The organism is Micromonospora sp. NPDC047644 (assembly GCF_040704315.1).
In the GTDB taxonomy this organism is placed as follows: Bacteria; Actinomycetota; Actinomycetes; order Mycobacteriales; family Micromonosporaceae; genus Micromonospora.
Genome location: NZ_JBEYSY010000013.1, coordinates 108,370 through 125,541 on the forward strand (window position 1 = coordinate 108,370; position 17,172 = coordinate 125,541).

The 17,172-nt window shown below is 71.2% G+C and carries 18 protein-coding genes; 8 read left to right on the forward strand and 10 right to left on the reverse strand.

Annotated features, from left to right (window positions below; translation table 11 throughout):
• Nucleotides 1-139: 139 nt before the first annotated feature.
• Together AB0877_RS22225 and AB0877_RS22230 are read right to left on the reverse strand one after the other, a co-directional pair.
• Nucleotides 140-841: a DUF4396 domain-containing protein gene (locus AB0877_RS22225; protein WP_366611129.1), complete on the reverse strand. Its 702-nt coding sequence runs from the start codon at nucleotides 839-841 to the stop codon at nucleotides 140-142.
• 109 nt (nucleotides 842-950) lie between these two features.
• Nucleotides 951-1,487, reverse strand: a complete 537-nt coding sequence (locus AB0877_RS22230; protein ID WP_366611131.1) for a helix-turn-helix domain-containing protein — start codon at nucleotides 1,485-1,487, stop codon at nucleotides 951-953.
• A 67-nt stretch (nucleotides 1,488-1,554) separates the two neighbouring features.
• Between AB0877_RS22230 and AB0877_RS22235 the strand changes: the two genes are divergently transcribed.
• The 4 genes from AB0877_RS22235 to AB0877_RS22250 are packed head-to-tail and all read left to right on the forward strand — an operon-like array spanning nucleotide 1,555 to nucleotide 3,907.
• A complete protein-coding gene (locus AB0877_RS22235) occupies nucleotides 1,555-1,959 on the forward strand; it encodes a nuclear transport factor 2 family protein (RefSeq protein ID WP_366611132.1) in 405 nt (134 codons plus the stop codon).
• Between the two features lie 33 nt (nucleotides 1,960-1,992).
• Complete coding sequence (locus tag AB0877_RS22240; protein ID WP_366611134.1) at nucleotides 1,993-2,763, forward strand: MBL fold metallo-hydrolase; 771 nt, start codon at nucleotides 1,993-1,995, stop codon at nucleotides 2,761-2,763.
• Nucleotides 2,764-2,783: 20 nt separating this feature from the next.
• Nucleotides 2,784-3,434 (forward strand): TMEM175 family protein, encoded by a 651-nt coding sequence (locus tag AB0877_RS22245; RefSeq protein ID WP_366611136.1) that lies wholly within the window; start codon nucleotides 2,784-2,786, stop codon nucleotides 3,432-3,434.
• Between the two features lie 14 nt (nucleotides 3,435-3,448).
• The gene (locus AB0877_RS22250) at nucleotides 3,449-3,907 is read left to right on the forward strand and encodes a DUF5990 family protein (RefSeq protein WP_366611137.1); all 459 of its coding nucleotides are present in this window, start codon (nucleotides 3,449-3,451) and stop codon (nucleotides 3,905-3,907) included.
• On the opposite strand, the gene AB0877_RS22255 is transcribed toward AB0877_RS22250, so the two are convergent.
• Both AB0877_RS22255 and AB0877_RS22260 read right to left on the reverse strand, forming a co-directional pair.
• Nucleotides 3,904-4,995, reverse strand: coding sequence for a winged helix DNA-binding domain-containing protein (locus AB0877_RS22255; protein ID WP_366611139.1), 1,092 nt, complete (start codon nucleotides 4,993-4,995; stop codon nucleotides 3,904-3,906). The two genes, AB0877_RS22250 and AB0877_RS22255, sit on opposite strands and share 4 nt — an antisense overlap.
• Before the next feature lie 9 nt (nucleotides 4,996-5,004).
• Nucleotides 5,005-6,192, reverse strand: coding sequence for a DUF418 domain-containing protein (locus AB0877_RS22260; protein WP_366611140.1), 1,188 nt, complete (start codon nucleotides 6,190-6,192; stop codon nucleotides 5,005-5,007).
• Nucleotides 6,193-6,378: 186 nt separating this feature from the next.
• Here AB0877_RS22260 and AB0877_RS22265 point away from each other — a divergent pair, with 186 nt between their 5' ends.
• Nucleotides 6,379-7,032, forward strand: coding sequence for a hypothetical protein (locus tag AB0877_RS22265; RefSeq protein ID WP_366611141.1), 654 nt, complete (start codon nucleotides 6,379-6,381; stop codon nucleotides 7,030-7,032).
• Nucleotides 7,033-7,037: 5 nt separating this feature from the next.
• On the opposite strand, the gene AB0877_RS22270 is transcribed toward AB0877_RS22265, so the two are convergent.
• Nucleotides 7,038-7,748, reverse strand: a complete 711-nt coding sequence (locus AB0877_RS22270; RefSeq protein ID WP_366611142.1) for a carbonic anhydrase — start codon at nucleotides 7,746-7,748, stop codon at nucleotides 7,038-7,040.
• Nucleotides 7,749-7,921: 173 nt separating this feature from the next.
• On the opposite strand from AB0877_RS22270, the gene AB0877_RS22275 reads away from it, so the two are divergent.
• The gene (locus AB0877_RS22275) at nucleotides 7,922-8,425 is read left to right on the forward strand and encodes a hypothetical protein (RefSeq protein WP_366611144.1); all 504 of its coding nucleotides are present in this window, start codon (nucleotides 7,922-7,924) and stop codon (nucleotides 8,423-8,425) included.
• Nucleotides 8,426-8,507: 82 nt separating this feature from the next.
• Here the strand turns inward: AB0877_RS22275 and AB0877_RS22280 are convergent, their stop codons facing one another.
• Nucleotides 8,508-10,016 (reverse strand): DUF1996 domain-containing protein, encoded by a 1,509-nt coding sequence (locus AB0877_RS22280; protein WP_366611146.1) that lies wholly within the window; start codon nucleotides 10,014-10,016, stop codon nucleotides 8,508-8,510.
• A gap of 248 nt (nucleotides 10,017-10,264) precedes the next feature.
• The gene (locus AB0877_RS22285; RefSeq protein WP_366611147.1) at nucleotides 10,265-11,275 is read right to left on the reverse strand and encodes a saccharopine dehydrogenase NADP-binding domain-containing protein; all 1,011 of its coding nucleotides are present in this window, start codon (nucleotides 11,273-11,275) and stop codon (nucleotides 10,265-10,267) included.
• A gap of 94 nt (nucleotides 11,276-11,369) precedes the next feature.
• Between AB0877_RS22285 and AB0877_RS22290 the strand changes: the two genes are divergently transcribed.
• Nucleotides 11,370-12,323, forward strand: a complete 954-nt coding sequence (locus AB0877_RS22290) for a helix-turn-helix domain-containing protein (protein WP_366611148.1) — start codon at nucleotides 11,370-11,372, stop codon at nucleotides 12,321-12,323.
• A gap of 37 nt (nucleotides 12,324-12,360) precedes the next feature.
• Here the strand turns inward: AB0877_RS22290 and AB0877_RS22295 are convergent, their stop codons facing one another.
• From AB0877_RS22295 to AB0877_RS22305, 3 genes are all read right to left on the reverse strand, one after another.
• Nucleotides 12,361-14,418, reverse strand: a complete 2,058-nt coding sequence (locus AB0877_RS22295) for a glycogen debranching N-terminal domain-containing protein (protein WP_366611324.1) — start codon at nucleotides 14,416-14,418, stop codon at nucleotides 12,361-12,363.
• Between the two features lie 12 nt (nucleotides 14,419-14,430).
• Nucleotides 14,431-14,793: an SCP2 sterol-binding domain-containing protein gene (locus AB0877_RS22300; RefSeq protein WP_366611149.1), complete on the reverse strand. Its 363-nt coding sequence runs from the start codon at nucleotides 14,791-14,793 to the stop codon at nucleotides 14,431-14,433.
• A 171-nt stretch (nucleotides 14,794-14,964) separates the two neighbouring features.
• The gene (locus tag AB0877_RS22305; protein ID WP_366611150.1) at nucleotides 14,965-15,975 is read right to left on the reverse strand and encodes a carboxypeptidase regulatory-like domain-containing protein; all 1,011 of its coding nucleotides are present in this window, start codon (nucleotides 15,973-15,975) and stop codon (nucleotides 14,965-14,967) included.
• A gap of 239 nt (nucleotides 15,976-16,214) precedes the next feature.
• Here AB0877_RS22305 and AB0877_RS22310 point away from each other — a divergent pair, with 239 nt between their 5' ends.
• Nucleotides 16,215-17,165 carry an SRPBCC family protein gene (locus AB0877_RS22310; protein WP_366611152.1) on the forward strand — a complete coding sequence of 317 codons (951 nt, stop codon included), beginning with the start codon at nucleotides 16,215-16,217 and terminating at the stop codon, nucleotides 17,163-17,165.
• Nucleotides 17,166-17,172 lie beyond the last annotated feature (7 nt).

The window sequence follows — 17,172 nt, forward strand, 5'->3', positions numbered from 1 at the left end:
TGTGCTGGTCCGGCCGCTGATTCTGCGCCACGACCGGGGTCTTGCGGCAAGCCCCCAGGTGCGATATACGTTAGAGGTGGCAGGGAGAGTGATCTCCTTGCCGTTTGTCTGTGGCGGGTCGGCCGAGCGGGACCGGCGCTCAGTCGTGGGGGAGTCGGCGCGGCTCGACTTCCAGCCCTCGGCCGAGCTGCCAGGAGGCGGTGGGCCAGGCCGCGATGAAGCCAGCGATCAGCCCGAGCTGACCGGCGAACCAGAACGTGGCGCTGTCGGGCCGCAGGGGTGGCTCCGGCAGGACCACCCGATGCGCGAGCGTCAACCACGCGAACAGCGCCACCTCGAACGCGGTGATGGTCAGCAGCTCGATCCTGCCGACCTTCGACAGCGCGTGCCAGACCTTGCCGAGGCTGCGACCGGGCCCGGCGAAGTACCGGAAGAGCACGGCGATCGTCACCGCCATCAGGTAGTCGCCGCCGTAGCCGACCCACAGCGGGTCCTCGGCCGGGTCGAATCTCACCGCGTACAGGGCGACCTCGGCGACGATGAACCCGAGGGCGCAGTGCGCCCCGCAGCGGGACACGTGGGTGACGACGATGCCCCGGCGGGGCCGTCGCGGCTGCCCCTCCCGCCGGCGACGGGTGAACGCCTCGGGCCTGCCCCAGTTCCAGTAGAGGCGGACGGCGGCCGGGCCGATGTAGAGGACGGTCACCAGCCAGACGATCTCCATGACCCGGACCGGCTGACGGTGCCCGCGCAGATAGGTGTCGGCCAGCACGACCGCGAAGCTGACGACGCCGACCGCGAGCGAAGCCCAGGAGAGCGCCACGAGCCAGGTTGGTTGCATCCCCGCCCCTTCCGCCAGCCGGGCGAGTCTTTCATGTCGTACTCGTCCGGATCGGCGGTTCGGGCGTTCCCGGCCTCGTGCCGGAGCGGGCTGGCCCCGTCCGCTGCGGTCAGTCGTGCTCCAGGCCGGCGAAGACGACAGTGAGCGTGCGGGCTTGCAACTGCTGGTCCCACCCACCATGCAGAGCGCCCTGGCACAGGCTGGTGAGCAGCGCCATCGTCTCGGGTAGCCGTACCGAGTCGGCGACGGCTCCGGCGGCCCGCGCCTGCTCCAGCAGGCTGCCCACCGCCTCCTCCAGGTGACTCACCGCATCGGGAAGCCGGATGTCCACCCCGGACCCGGCGAGCAGGTCGACCACGGTCTTCTTCGCGGCGGCCTGCGCCACCAGGTGGGTGAAGAACGTGAAGAGGTCATGCTTTCCGGCCTCCTCGACGAGTTGCGCGAGCAGCCGCTTCATGATCGCGGCGAGCAGGTCGTCCTTGGTGGGGAAGTGCCGAAAAACCGTACCGATGGCTACGCCGGCCCGGCGGGCCACCTCCTCGGTGGATGCGCGGGTGCCGAACTCGGCGAAGATCGCCTCGGCGGCGTCGAGGATGCGTGCCCGGTTGCGCTGCGCGTCAGCACGCAGGGATGTCCCCTCTATCAAAGTGAGTCTCCACTCATTATTCTCGAACGGACAAGTCGAGTCATGACTCATTATCCAGGAGGACGATGTGACACCACGCGAGATCTTCGACAGCATGCGCGCCCGGTGGCTCGCGAACCTGCCCACCTACGAGGCCGACTCGCTCGCCGACGACGTGGTGCTCGAGACGCCGTTTGCCGTCCCCGGCAGCCCTACCCGTATCGACGGCAAGCAGCGGGTCCTCGAACACACGCGGGCCGGCCGCGCGATGTTCCCGGTCCGGTTCGACGACTGCCGCAACGTGGTCCTGCACGAGACCGCTGACCCCGAGGTGATCGTGGTCGAATACGAACTGGTCGGCACCCACACGGCGACCGGGCTGACCGCCTCGGCGCCGTTCATCGGGGTGCTGCGGACCCGGGACGGCAAACTGGCCCACTGGCGCGAGTATCAGCACACCCTCGCCATCGCCCAGGCCGTTGGTCAGGGATAGAAGAGGCATCTCCGCGCTGGCACACTCTCGGTCATGGTCGACTGGTACACGCGGGCCGAGGTGGACGGCGACGTCGTCCGGGTCTCGGAACCGCACGTCAACGAACTGTTGTCGGCGAACTTCTGGTGGTTGCGGGGCAACGATCGGGACATCGTGATCGACGCCGGGCTCGGCGTCGTCGCTCTCCGGAAGGCGATTCCGAGCCTGTTCGAGCGCGATCCGATGGTCGTGCTCACCCACGCGCACCTGGATCACGTCGGTGGGGCGTCGGCGTTCGGGGACCGGGCCGCCCACCCGGCCGAGGCGGAGATCCTGGCAGCGGGCGTACCGGCGAGCCTCTACGGGGTGGAACTCTTCGACAAGCTGGGCATCGACGGCGCCGGCGAAGAGATCCCGGATCTCATGATCGATGTTCTGCCCGATCCCGACTACGACCCGGCCGCCTACCGCGTCGCACCGATGACGCTGCACCGTCTGCTCGACGACGGCGACCGGATCGACCTGGGCGGCCGGGTGCTGACCGTGCTGCACCTTCCCGGCCACACGCCCGGGAGCATCGCCCTGCTGGAGGAACACACCGGAACGCTGTACTCAGGCGACATCATCTACGAGGGTGCCCTGATCGACAATCTGCCGAACTCCGACGTGGCCGCGTATCGGCGAAGCATGCAGGTCCTCGTCGACCTCGACGTGTCCGTCGTCCACCCCGGCCACGGGGACAGCTTCGACCGAACGCGCCTTCGCCAGCTGGCCGAGACCTACCTGAGCAGGACAGCTGCCAGCGCCACATCTCCCGAAAGCTGACCTATTGCATAATTCTGGACGTGCCTCCCCAAAGGGAAAGTCCACGGCTCACCCGTAGCCCGAGCCGGTTGCTGGCCTTCAGCGACGGTGTCTTCGCGATCGCCGTGACGCTCCTCGTGCTGGAGATCCAGCCGCCCGACGACTTCGGGCGCCTCGTCCACGGGCTCGGTGCGCTGTGGCCGTCGTACCTGGCCTACGCGTTGAGCTTCCTGCTCATTGGGCAGGTGTGGGTGAATCACCACGTCATGTTCGACCGTGTCCGGCACGTCGACCGAGGGGTGCTGTTCCTCAACACGTTGCTCCTGATGGTCATCGCGTTCCTGCCGTTCTCCACGTCCCTGCTCGCCGAGGCGTTACGCGCGGAGCAGGGGCTGCGCGCGTCGGTCGTCGTCTACGGCGGCACCCTGTGGACGGCAGCGGCTCTCTTCAACATCGTGTGGGCGCACCTTCGCCGCGCCACACTGCTGGACCCCGGCCTCGGTCCCGTCGGTGCCCGGGCCATCGGTCGCCGCTTCGCGCTCGCCCTGGTCTGGATCGGCTCCGGCATCCTCGTCGGCGCGTTCGTGCCGATCGCCGGCGTCGCCATCATCGCCGGGTTCCTGCCCGCCTACTACCTGCCCATCCGGGGCGAGTACGGCGAGAACGACACCGCCGGGCAGCCGGCCGGCTAACTAGAGTCGGTGCCATGCGGATCCGGATCGACGGCAGCGATCTGCCAGGTCGGCGTCCCGGTGCGGAGGCCGACGCGCTGCGGCGGGGCAACGTACACGTCGGGGTGCAGCGCAAGGCCGAGGTGGTCGACCAGGTGCCGGCCGACGCGGCCAGCGCCACCTGGTCCTTCGAGGTGTCCAGCCGCGAGGTCGACGGTGCGCTCGACGTCGGTGGCCCCTGGGTGCACGGCCGCCCCGGGGCGCGGTTTCTCTATCTGAGCTGGGGCGCGGTGACCCCGGACGGCTTCGCCATGTTCCGCCGAGCGAAGCTGATGTTCACCGACGTGCCGACCGAGCTGCTGCGCGCCGCCCACGAGGGCGACGTAACGCTGGTCGCGCGGGTCGGGTTGACCGACGCCGCCGGTGAACCTGTCTGCGCTCGGGTGCACCCGCCCGCCATCTCGTGGACGGTGCAACGAGTAGCCGGCGCCTAACTGCCGAAGTCGACGCCACTGAGGGAGACGGAGCGGTACGCGGCGAGGCGTTCGGCCTGCACGGTGATGGCCTGACGCGTGGCCTCCGACAACCGCTGCCACGGCTGGACGGCGACGGTGAACGTCCTGCCGGACTTGCGGGGCCGCCAGGTGCCCACCAGTTCGCCGTCGACCAGGACGGCGCCGGGGCGACCCAACACCGGCCACAGCTCCTTGGCGTGGGCGGCGTCCGGCACCAGCGTTGCCCGGTCCTTGGCCTGAAGGAACAGGTCGTACGGGCCGAGCAGTCGGGTGACAGTGCCGTCGGCGGACTCCAGCGCCTCCTGATCGGCAGCCAGTAATGAGCGCACCTCGCGGTCGACCGTCACCTCGATCACATCGGCGGGCCAGTGCGCCTTCACGTCCTTGACGGGGGAGTCGAGGTAGTCGGCGACCTGTTTCGGAGTGGCCGGACCGAGCAGGCGAAGGTAGGCGCGGATGAGGTCGAAACGGTCACCCGCGGCGGCTGCCTTCCGGAACCCGGTGATGCGCCGCAGGACCGGGGGTGAGGTGTCGAGCTGCAACTCCACTCCGGCCCGCACCGCGGCGAGCCGGAACGGCATCTCGTAGAGGTGCGTGGCGTCGCACGCCCGGCAGAACCGCAGATAGGGCTCGGGCAGCAGGGCGGCCAGGCGACCGGAGACGTCCCCCTTGACCGTCGGCGTGCTGACGATGGCACGCATCCGGTCGGCGACCTCGTCCAGGGCCGCGAGGGTGTCGATGCCGGCGGCCCTCAACGGTTTCGCGGCGTCGTAGACGCGCTTGCCCGCGTCGGCCGAGGAGAAGGGTTCGACCGCCGCGGCCACCTTCGCAACGTCGGCCCGGCGGTACAGGTGGGGAGCGCCCCGCACCGTCCACAGCAGGACCAGGTCGGTGTCGGACACCGCGGTCACGTCGACCCCGCGTACCGCCAGCGCCCACCTCGCGCCGTCCGGACCGGTGTTCTGCACCCCGAGGTCCAGGACCGCGGTGTCGGCGAGCGTGCCCTCGTCGCGGTCGAGTTGCTGGGCCCGGACCCGGAAGTTCAACACCTGGTGGCGATCGACCATGTCAGGACCCTAGTTGGGTCGGCGCGCCCGGTGGGTCCAGGCGCGCAGCGCCCATTCGACGGGGCCGTACCGGAACCGTCGCAGCCACCACGAGCTGACCACCAGCTGTCCCGCGAAGATCACCAGTGCGATCAGCAGTGTCTGGGCCGGCGAGGTGCGGCCGACCAGGCCCCACCCGACGCCGGTGAAGACGAGCACGCACACCAGCGACTGGGCCAGGTAGTTGGTCAGTGCCATCCGCCCGGCCGGCGCGAACGCGTCCGCGAGGCGGGGCCGCCGCGTGAACAGGCGCAGCAGGGTCGCGGCGTAGGCGGCGGCCAGGAACGGCGCGGTGACGATGCTGACCATCAGTCCGGTGAGGTTCGCCGTAGACCCACCGACCGCGAACACGACGGCGCCGGCCAGACCGACCGGGTACCCCACTTTCTCGCACCGGCGCAGCAGGTCCTGGTGGGCGGGCACGGTGGCGAGGAACCGGTGCTTGCCGGCGGCGAGGCCGACGAGGAACGCCGCGAACGCCAGCGGGCCCTGAACGGCGAGGCCGCCGAGCATCGCCGGCATCGACCGAAGGTGCTCCAGGACGACGTCGTCGAAGCCGCCGCCCAGAGCCAGCGTGGACCGCGCCCCGGCGGTGAGCGCGGCGGCCTCGTCCGGAACCAGGGTCGCGCCGAGGACCGCGGCGACCCCGACCACCACGGCGATGCCGCCGATGATGGTCGCCGCCACGATCAGCGCGGTACGGGGCTCGATCCGCCGGACCGCGAGCAGCACGAGACCGAGCAGCGCGTACGTGGTGAGGATGTCGCCGTGGAACAGCAGCACCGCGTGCAGCACGCCGAGAACGAACAACCCGGAGAGCCGGCGCAGGAACGCCGGGCGGAACGCCGTTCCGCGTCGAGCCGCGGAGTCCAGTTGCAGGGTGAAGCTGTAACCGAACAGGAAGGCGAACAGCAGGTAGGCCTTCATCGCGAAGAACAGCTCCACCGCCCCGGCGACCAGCACGTCCACCGCGCCGTGCGTCGGGTCGTCGACCAGGTGGAAGTCGTAGCCGGAGCTGAAGAACGCGATGTTCACCAGCAGGATGAGCAGCAGCGCGCATCCGCGCAGCGCGTCCACGACGGTGATGCGGGCGCGGGTGTCCCCGGGCGAGGGCTGTGGGTTGCCGTCGCCCGGTCGGTCGAGCCGGGTCACATTCATGGTGTCCAGCCTCCGGAGCGCGACCTGCTGCCGGACAGTGCTTTCGTCACACGCGCCGTCGTGACGGAAAGACGCCGTCCCTACGGCGGGGGAGACGTGTCCCTCCGCGCGGCGATCCGCTCGCCGCCCCATTCGGCGACGGTGATCTCGGATGTGCCGACGCCCGCCAGCGAAGGAGACGACGCCGTGACCCGAACACCACAGACGAGCGCCCTGCCCGCCCCGCCACCGCCCTGGGCCCGCCGAGCCGGGCACGTGGCGTGGATGGCCCCCGTACTGGGGTTCATCCCGCTGCACGTGCCATGGATCCTCGGAATTCCGCTGTTCGCCCACCCCGGTCCGTTCCGCGAGTGGTACCACGGTCGCGGACCCGGGGTGGGCGACCACCCGGTCGACGGATTCCTGGGCCTGCCGGCCGGCGCGTTCTACCTGGGCCTGCTGTGCGTCCTCGCCGGGCTCGGCGGCGTACTGGCGCTGGGACTCATCAAGGACTGGGGTGTGGTCTTCCCCCGGTGGGTGCCGTGGCTGCGCGGACGTCGGGTGCCACAGTGGTTGCCGCTGACGCCGACGGTGCTGGGATCCGCCCTGATGATCGGCTACTCGGCGACCCTGCCCTGGCAGTTCACGGCGGACCTGAGAGAGCCCAGCGCGCAGGACATCTTCACCCCGACCGGCGTCCTGATCGGTCTCCCGCTCCTGTTGGCCTGGACGATCGCGTTGCCGCTGGCCGGATGGTCCTACTACCGCCGTACCCGTCGGCCGCGACGCGACCGGCGGCGCTGGTCGGCGGCAGTTGATGACCGACCAGCGTCGCCGTCCGGGTTGCCCCGGATCAGGTGACGGCCTCACGCCACCAGGGAAACCCGCCCGTTGTCCAGGTCGTAGCGGGCGCCCACCACCCGCAGCGCGCCCTCGTGCACCTTCTCGGCGATGATCGTGCTGCGTGCGCTGAGCGCCCGCACCTGGGCGGCGATGTTGGCGCGCACCCCGTTCTCCACGGGGTCGCCGGGCTGGTCCAGCACCGGCTCGACGACCGGGCGCAGGGCGTCCACGATGGTGCCGATGTGCCCGGGCGCCGTGCCTCCGGTGTGGATGGCGTCGATGGTGGCGGTGATCGCGCCGCAGCGTTCGTGACCGAGGACGACGATCAGCAGGCTGCCGAACTCCTCCACGGCGAACTCGACGCTGCCGAGCAGCAGGTCGTCGACGATGTTGCCGGCCACCCGGTTGTCGAACAGGTCACCCAGCCCCTGGTCGAAGAGCACCTCGGGGGCCACCCGGGAGTCCGCGCAGCCGACGGTGATGGCGAACGGGTGCTGGCCGGCGGCGAGCCGGTGCAGGTCGGACAGGCTCTGGTGTGGGTGCCGGCCGTGGCCGGAGGTGAAGCGCCGGTTGCCGGCCTGGAGCCGACGCAGCGCCTCCGCCGGCGTGTCGATCGGGCTGTCGGCCGGGGCGGCGGAGGCGGTGGACGGGCTGGCTACGGCCGCGCCGAGCGCCACGGCGGCGGCGCCACCGGCGGTCAGCAGCGAACGGCGGGACAGGTGCGAACGTGCCACGGTCATCTCCCTGAGGTGAGGCAAACTCGCCTCTTCCTACCAGCTCTCGTCCACATTGGTGGTTACCGACCGGTGGCCGGCGGGCGATGGTGACATCGCCTCTGACAGCACGCGGAGTGGCGGAACGCCGAGCGAATTGATCATCGTCTGGACTTCAGCTATCGTCCGCGTCCGTGAAATCTTCGCGTCTTGCCTCCGCCATGTTGATCCTTGCCGTTTCGACGACCCTCGCCGCCTGCGGCGACGCCGACAAGGCGACGACCGCCGGATCCACCACGCCCGCTCCCACCTCCGCAGCCCCGTCCGCGGTCGCCACCTCCGCTGCCGCCACGGCCTCGTCACCCGCGGCGGGCGCCGCGAGCGACAAGGAACTCTGCGAGTCGGCCAAGAAGGTCAGCGAGGAGATGAAGGCCGAGCTGGTGAAGGTCGCCATGACCGGCGAGGCGTCGGCGGCGGATTACCAGAAGATCCTGAACGACCTGGACAAGAAGATCGCCGCGGTCGCCGCGACCGGCGACGGCAAGGTGGCCACGGCCCTGCGGGCGTTCGGCGCGGAGGCGGCCAAGGCCGCGGCCGCGGCGGACCCGGCGACCGCCGCCGAGAACCCGGCCTTCGAGAAGGCCGGCAAGGACATCTCCGCCGCGTGCAAGGCGGCGGGTTTCACGCTGGTTATCTGACCGTCGTGACCCGGTCGCACCGGGTGCGGTGAACGACGGCCCCCACGCCTGAGCGTGGGGGCCGTCGCGGCGCAGGCGACGGTCAGCCGCCGGCGAATGTCGTGTCGATGCCGCACTTGGCGTTCTGGTTGAGGCAGGACTTCACCAGGTCGCCGAGACGCTCCGGCTCCCAGGCGTTCATGAAGTCGCCGTGCATGGACGACGGCTTGCCGGAGGAGAGGCTGAGACCGTCACCACCCAGCGACTCGTAGTTGACCATGAAGGAGAGGTCCGGCACGGCCACCGGGTACTTCCCGGTGCAGACGCCGTTCACCGGGTCGCCCATGTGCGACTTGTGATCGGGTGAGTCGATGTTCTTGCCGTCCCAGCAGTCCTTGAACACGAGCTGGAAGATCAGGTTGCCACCGGGGGCGCACTTCGGCCAGTTGCCGTCCGCGCTGCGGCCGACCTCGGCGCTGCCCGCGCACCAGAACTGGTTGCTACCGGCGTTCTTCGGAGTGTCCACCTGCCGCTTGGCGTCGCCCTCGACCACCACCAGACCCGGCGGGAAGGGCTTGACGGTCGACGGGTCCTTGACCCGCGAGCCGTAGTAGATGCGCATGCTCTTGATCGGCACGGCCTTGCCGTCCTTGCGCAGCTCCGGGACCCAGTAGGCGCTCTTGTCCCCGGGGGCGTTGCAGGTGTTCGCCGCGTCGAACAGTTTGTCCGTCGTGGTGAAGGCGTCGATCTTCGGGCCGAAGAAGGTGTGCATGTGCGAGGCGCCGGCGAGACCAGGCAGGACGATCGGATCGTCCGGGGCCGAGTTCGCGACGCCGCAGTCGGTGTGGAATTCCGGCACCCGGGTGGTGCCCGGCGGCACCGTCTTCGGCTTGATGGCGTTGAAGGCGGCCAGTTCCCGGCTCCACTTCGCCTGGTCGACGGGCACCCAGCCACCGGCCGGCGGGCTCGGCGGGACGGACGTCGACGGGGACGCGGACGCGGTGGCACTTGGCGTGGCCGAAGGGGCGGCCGAGGTGCTCGCCGTGGCCGACGCGCTGGGCGACGTGCCCTTCGCGGGGCCGAACGTGAACCAGTTCAGGTTGACGAAGTCCGACGTCGAGGCGCTCTTCATGACCGCGAAGACGGTCTGCGCGCCGGACGGCACGGCTGACGCCTTCGCGGTGACGGTCGTCCACTTCTGCCAACCGCCGGTCTGGGCGATCGGGAAGCCGGCCAGCAGCGGGCCGTCCTGCGCGCCGAGGCGCAACTCGACGGTGCCGCCGGCGGTGTTGTGCGAGGCGACCCGGGCCGTCAGGTCGACGCCGGTCACCGACACACCGTCGTAGCGCAGCCAGTCGCCGCTGGCCAGCCAGCCGACGTTGCGGCCGCCGTCGGCGTCGCCGGTGCCCTCGGTCTGCGCACCGGACTGTGCCGCGTAGGACTCTGCCTGCACCCGGCCGGGCACGGCGACCTCTTCGGCCTGGGCGCCGGCGATGTAGATGCCGCTGCCGGCAAGCGCGGCGACGACAGCGGAGGCGAGCGTGACGCGGGCGAGGCGGCGGCGCTTTCGCGCCCGGTCCGGCGGTGCGACGTGCGCGGGGGGAGTCCGCATTACCAGTGGTTTCCTTCGATTCGACGGTGAAGCTCTGTCGGAAGGAGTATGTGCACGTCAGAGGCCTGCTTCAACTCGCGGGGAAAGAATTAAGGAGGCCGGTAGACAAGAGCCCTGGCCGCCGGCGCGAAGGCTGCGGATGACAATTTTTCGCTTGTCCAGCCTTAAGTTTCCTTTAAGTCCTGCCGCCTGGTTACGGTGCGATGATTACGAATTTCGAGTAACGAATTGTGGGCGAATTCTCGATCTCAGCCGCTGACCGCTTCGACACGGATGGCCGACGACAGCGCGCGCAGGAAGTCGGGCGCGTCGAACATCTCGCCGGCGGGGGCGACGCCGCTGGTCCGCGTCCGACCATCGAGGACGCGGCCAACCGCTTCCACGGCCAGGGGCGCGCTGACGGCGTAGATGTCCCGGCCACTGGCCACGACCCGGCGGCGCTCGTCGCCGCGACGCACGATGACGTCAACCGTGAACGTCTGCGCGGACCGGCCCTGCCCGTCGACCGAGACCGGTGCCGCCGCGGCGGTCAGGTCGCTGGCGGCGTCGACGGTCATGTAGGTGCGGACCTCGGGAACGACCAGGTGACGGGGGATGGTGACGACGTCGGCCATGCTGAACTCCCCGAGGACGCTGCGGCGACCCAACGGCGCGGGGAAGTCCCAGTCCATCCTCGGCAGGTCCCCGCCGGATTGGTACTCCAACCGGCTGCCGGTGTAGCGGACCCGGCGGCCGGCGCGGCGCTCGCGGGAGACGACGCCCGCGGCGACCGTCCCGGCCGTCGGGTGCCAGCTACTCAGTCCGTACGCGACGTGCGCCTCGTCGGCCGACGTCCAGTCGCCCATCGCCGTCGTCGCGAGCAGGTCACCGAGCCCGCCGAAGAAGGCCATCGCCGGGACCACCGCGACGCCGGCGGCCCGGGCGGGTTCGGTGAAGTGGGTGAACGTGTCGAGGTTGGCCTCGATCTCGGCCGCCACGTCCACGTACGGGATCCCGCCGCGCAGCGCGGCCTCGATCACAGCGGCGGCGGTCGAGGCGAACGGGCCCGCGCAGTTGATGACCGCGTCCACGCCGGCCAGCGCCGCGTCGAGCGAGGCCGGATCGTCGACCGACGCCACCCGGTAGTCGAGCCCGAACACCGCCAGCCGGCGCGGGTCACGGCCCACCGGCAGTGCACCGAACCCGCGCACACGCAGCTCCGTCATCACGAACCGTCCGGTGTGCCCGTACGCCCCGAACACCGCCACGCGGTAACCCATCGCTGCCCCCTTGAAAGATCGACTGGGCCCAGCCTCCCGCAGCGTCCAGCGACCGACCAGTGTCGGGAACGCCAACCCTCGTACACTTTCGGACATGGCCCTTGTCGCGATCGCCGCCACCGACGGGATGCTCCACTTCGAGCTGGCCCTTGCCTGCGAGGTCTTCGCCCACGACCCCTCCGGCCGGGCCGATCCCTGGTACGACGTGGCTATCTGCGGTCCCGGCCCCGTCCGGGTCGGCCGCTTCCTGCTGGCGCCCGACGACGGGTTGGAACGCCTCGCCCGCGCCGACACCGTGATCATCCCGTCGGTCGAGGACATCGACGCGGACGTGCCCACCGACCTGCTCGACGCGGTCCGCGCGGCCCACCTGGCGGGCGCCCGGATGGTCTCGCTGTGCACCGGCGCGTTCGTGCTGGCCGCCGCCGGGGTGCTCGACGGGCAGCGGGCCACCACCCACTGGGCCCACACCCAGGCCCTGGCCGCCCGCTATCCCCGGGTCCGCGTCGACCCGGACGTGCTCTACGTCGACAACGGCACCGTGCTCGCCTCCGCCGGGAAGGCCGCCGCGATCGACCTGTGCCTACACCTGATCCGCCGCGACCACGGGTCGATCGTCGCCAACGCCGTCGCCCGCCGCCTCGTCGTGCCACCGCACCGCGCCGGTGGTCAGGCCCAGTACGTCACCACCCCGGTACCCGCCCGTGACGACCACCCCTTGGCCGCCCTGCTGCCCTGGGCCCTGGCCCGCCTGAACCGGCCGCTGACCGTCGAGGACCTGGCCCGGCAGGCGAACATGAGCTCACGCAACCTGGCCCGCCACTTCCGGTCGGCCACCGGCACCACCCCACTGCTGTGGCTGTCGACGCAGCGGATCCGCCGTGCCCAGGAGTTGCTGGAGAACACCGACGACAGCATCGAGGCCGTCGCCGAGGCGGCCGGTGTGGGCACCGCCGCGACGCTGCGTCGACACTTCCACCGCACCGTCGGCGTGCCCCCGGACGCGTACCGGCGCACCTTCCGGGCCACCAGGTCCGCCGACGGCTGAGTCCTGACCGGCGACGCGCGCACGGCGTCGCTCCTCGTCAGCTGACCGGGCCGCCGCCGCTGTCCGGGCGTTGGCGGGCGAACGCGTCGCGCCTGCCCCAACGCCCGGGGATGTCCAGCAGCGCGATCCGCCCGAACGCGGACGGCAGCGCCGGGTCCACGGCCAGGTGGTCGTCGTGCGGGTTGATGCCGAGCATCGTCCGGACCAGCAGCATGGTGGCACCGCTGGACCAGGCCTGCGGACTGCCGGCGGTCGGGTACCGGATCGGGAACCGGGTGGTGTCCCGGTCGAACCCGCCGAACGCCTCGGGCAGACGGCCCTCGAAGTAGGTGGCGGCGGAGAGAATGCCCTCGGCGATGCGGGCCGCCTCGTTGCCGAACCCGTAGCGACGCAGACCCCAGGCAATGAACGAGTTGTCGAACGGCCAGACCGTGCCGTTGTGGTAGCCGAGCGGGTTGTAGCGGCGCTGCCCCTCGGCGAACGTTCGCACCCCCCAACCGGAGAAGAGCGCCGGCCCCATCAGGTGCTCGACCACCCGCTCGGCCCGCTCCGGCGGCACGATGCCGCTCCACAACAGGTGCCCGATGTTGGACGACAGGCCATCCACAGGAGTGCCGTCGTGGTCGAGCGCGAGAGCATAGAAGCCGCGGTCCTCAATCCAGAAGTCCCGGTTGAACCGGTCGAAGAGAGCCGCCGCCTCGCTCTCCAGCCGCTCGGCGTACGCGGGGTCGCCCCAGAAGGTACGGGCCAGTCGGGCCCCCCGGATCTTCGCGTCGTAGGCGTACCCCTGGATTTCGCAGGTGGCCCTCGGAAAGCCCGGCAGCCGACCGTCAGCGTAGGAGATGCTGTCCCAGGAGTCCTTCCAACACTGGTTGTCCAGGCCGGTGGCGCGGTTGCGTCGCTGGTACCAGACGTAGCCGGTGGAGGTGAGGTCCGCGTACAGGTCGATCCAGGCCAGCGCCGCGCGGGCCTCCTGCTCCAGCTCCATCACCAGCGCGGTGTCGCCGCTCCACCGCTCGTACTCGTCGAGCAGCACCACGAACAGCGGCGTGGCGTCCACGGTGCCGTAGTAGGGCGAGTGCGGCTGTTCCTCGAACGCGGCCGACTCCCCGTACCGCAACTCGTGCAGGATCCGGCCCGGGTCCTCCTCCAGCACGTCGTCGGTCCGGACACCCTGCAGCGACGCGAGGATACGCAGCGTCGGTGGGGTCAGCGACGGGGTGACGGGCAGGGTCTGCAGGCAGGTCAACAGGCTGTCGCGGCCGAACAGGGTCATGAACCAGGGCAACCCGGCCGCGGGTACGCTCGCGCCGCTGAGCGAGAGCGGGGCGAAGCGCACCGCCGCCAGGTCCACCAGGCTGCGGTGGTACACCTGCTGCAGGCCGACGCTCTCGGTGTCCAGGGTCGGGGCCGCCGCGACCCAGGCCCGTACGCTGGCAGGCAGGGTGGATTCGTCCGGCCGTTGGGCGCGCAGGGCGGCGCGCAGGTCGACGCCGTCCGGACGCAACGCCAGCATGACGGCCTGCAACCGGGTCGACCACTGCTGCCCGGGGCGCAGCCGGACCGTGAACCGGAGGCCGCCCGGGTCGAACTGCGCGGGCTCGCTCGCCGACACCACGACCTCACGTCGGTAGGTGCCGCGCCGGTAGCCCAGGCGCAACTCGTTCGGGCCGACGTGCGTGTAGTGCGCGCCGCTCTTGGTCCCGGAGTCGAACTTGATCTCGAAGATGTCGGCGAAGTCGGCGGCCACCTCCAGACGTACGTCGAGCGTCATGTCCCGCTCGCCGTAATTGAAGATCGTCAGCGACTCGGTGAGGTCCGGGCCGATGCGCCGGCGCCGAATGGCCGACACGTCGGCCTCCACGTAGTCCACCGCCGCGCCCGGAACCGCGAAGAACGTGACCTCGAAGTACTGGCTGTCGTCCACCGACAACGCTGTCATGCACTCGCCGTTGACGGTGAGCCTCCACCGGGACAGGAAGCGTGTGTCAGCGGCGAAGAGGCCGACCGGGGTGCTCGGGGACGACTCCACGTCGCCGCTGGCGTCGGACACCATGAAGGTGTTCCCGTCGATGCACGCCACGGTGCCAGCGATGTCCCTCATCGGTCACGTCCCACTGTCGGGATCCTCGCGCTGAAGCCGCGCGGGCTCTCGCGGAAACAGCCGCCCGAGGCGCAACGCCAGGGCGAGATCGCCGTCGACCATGATCTCGCCCCGGGTGAGCGCCGCGAGCCCGTTCACCTCGCCCCGTGCCATCGCCTCCGCGAGCTGCGCGGACACCCGGATCACGGTGGTGGCGGGGGCGCCGCTTCGGGTCACCCGCATCCGGCCATGATCGATGTCCAGCAGCCACTGCTCCAGGTTGTCGTCGTCGCCGATGTCGAATCGCACGCTGCCAGAGACCTTGCTGAACCGTGGATCCTGGCCAGCGACCGTCAACCGCTGGAAGAAGGCGCTGGTCTCCGACATCCCACCTCCTCGGACGCTGGTCAGAGCGGATGGCGGCTACCCGCTCCCGCGCACTCCTAACGCCAGGTGGCGCCGCCCTTTTCAGGAGGCGAGCGAGACGTGGGTCCAGCTGGTCGCGTCGGCGGTGAGCTCGGAGATCGGATCGGTTCCGGCGGCCGGCCAGAATCCGGGTCAGTCGAGGTTGAAGTCCACCACGACCGGCGCCCGGCGGACCCGCACGGCGGTCGCGGCGCCGAAGCCGGCCGCGTCGCGGTGCCAGACCGGCGGGGCGTACGCGCAGTCGCAGCGCAGCTTCACCCGCTGACCGGGGAGCAGCCGCAGGGCGTACCCGTAGCCGACATCGGCCACCCCCGCGAGGTCCCCGGTGGCCGCGTCGAACGCGAGCACCTGCGCGTAGGTGAGCAGCTCGTCGACCAGCACCGCCCCGGTCAGCGGTGTCCCGGCGGGCAGCGTCTGGTTCAGGGTTGCGGTCTGCCCGGCGCGGACCCGCACCGTCCGCGCCTGCGCCCGGGTGCCCGCCCCACCGGACCACACGGTGGCCAGCCCGTTCGCGGCGAACTGCACCGGCCAGTGGTACGGGCCGAGGCCGGTGATCGTGTAACGGCCCTCCTCGTCGGTCATGGGCCCGTGGTCGTCGTTCTTCGGGTCCGTCACGTAGGGCACGACCATCACCCGCGCGCGCGGCACCGGCGCGCCGGTCGCCGCGTCCGTCACCACCCCGACGACGGTGCCCGCCGGGTCGAGTCGGACGGTCGGCGCGTTGGCCACCGCACCGGGGCGGACCTGGACCACGTACGCCCGCTCGCGCTCGCCGGTGCCGCCGTGCCGGCCGACCCACTGCCAGCCGTACCCCGGTGGGTAGATGGCGTGCACCAGCAGCCGGTACCCGCCGGGGGCGACCTCGCTGGTCACCAGGACGCCCTGGTCGTCGGAGCAACCCCCGCCCCGGCCGAGCTGGTCCTCACCGAGGGCGACCGCTGCCAGGGCCGCGGCGTCCACCGGGACGAGCGCGGCGCAGACCCGGGGGACCGGCGCGCCGGTCGCCGCGTCCCGCACCACGGTGCGGACGGCGCCGGAGGACACCGACCCGGGGGTACGCGCGTAGGCCGGCGCGGCGGCCTCCACGACGAGCAGCGCGACGGCGACGGTGGCGGTCAGGTGGCGCAGGAGTGTGCGGCTCACGGGCGTGGTCCCTCCGGTGTCGTGGCGGTGGTGAGCAGACGCTAACGGTCGGTATCTGATCCATTTCGGTCAATGTCGCGATCCTGACTGAGGTGGCCAGACAACTCGCTCGGGCCGGGTGAATGCCGCGTTATGCCCGAACATGGCGCAGACGGGACGGGTACCGCATAGCGTCACGGGGGCGGAACCACCGCCGTCAGGCCGCACCAGCGGCGAGGCCCACCGGAAAGGGACCGGACATGAGTCGTGTCGACACTGTGCTCCTGCCGGAGCTGGACGGGCCGGTGCCGGCGACGCTGCCGAGCGCGCTCGGCCTGCTGAGCCTGGCCCTGGGAGTCGGCGCGCTCGTCGCCCCCGGACCCGTCGCGCGACTGACCGGTGTGGACGACTCCCCGGCCGCGCGGCCCGTGCTGGCCGCCATCGGCCTGCGGGAGTTGGGCAGCGCCGCGGGCCTGCTCAGCGGCCGCCGTCCGGCCGGCTGGGCCTGGAGCCGGGTGGTCGGCGACGCCATGGACCTCACACTGCTCGGGCGAGCCCTCACCGACCGCAGCGGTGAACGCCGCCGCCGCGTCGCGCTGACCACTCTCGCCATCGCCGGTATCACCGCCGTCGACGGGCTCGCCGCCATCCGCGTCGGCCAGGCGCGACGGGCCCGCGCGCGGGTGATCCGGATGGAGATCGCCGTGACGGTGAACCGGTCGCCCGCCGAGGCGTACCGGTTCTGGCGGGACATGGAGAACCTGCCCCGGTTCATGGCACACCTGGAGTCCGTCCGCGCCGACGACCTGCGCCGTTCGCACTGGATCGCCCGTGGTCCGGCCGGGCACCGCGTCGAGTGGGACGCCGAGATCATCGACGACCAGCCGAACAAGTCGATCACCTGGCGGTCGCTGCCGGGGACCCGGGTGCCCAACGCCGGCCGGGTCCGGTTCGTGCCCGCGCCCGGCGACCGGGGGACCGAGGTACGGGTGGAGCTGCGCTACGCGCCACCGGCCGGCGCGCTCGGCCGAGCGGTGGCGAAACTCTTCGGCGAGGAACCCGAGCAGCAGGTTCGCGACGACCTGCGCCGGTTCAAGCAGGTGCTGGAGACCGGCGAGGTGGTCCGCTCCGAGGGCAGCCCCAACGGCATCTCCGTACGCCAACAGGCCATGCAGCGACCCGCCCAGCCGCTGCCCGCGTCCCGCCGCTGACCGCCCG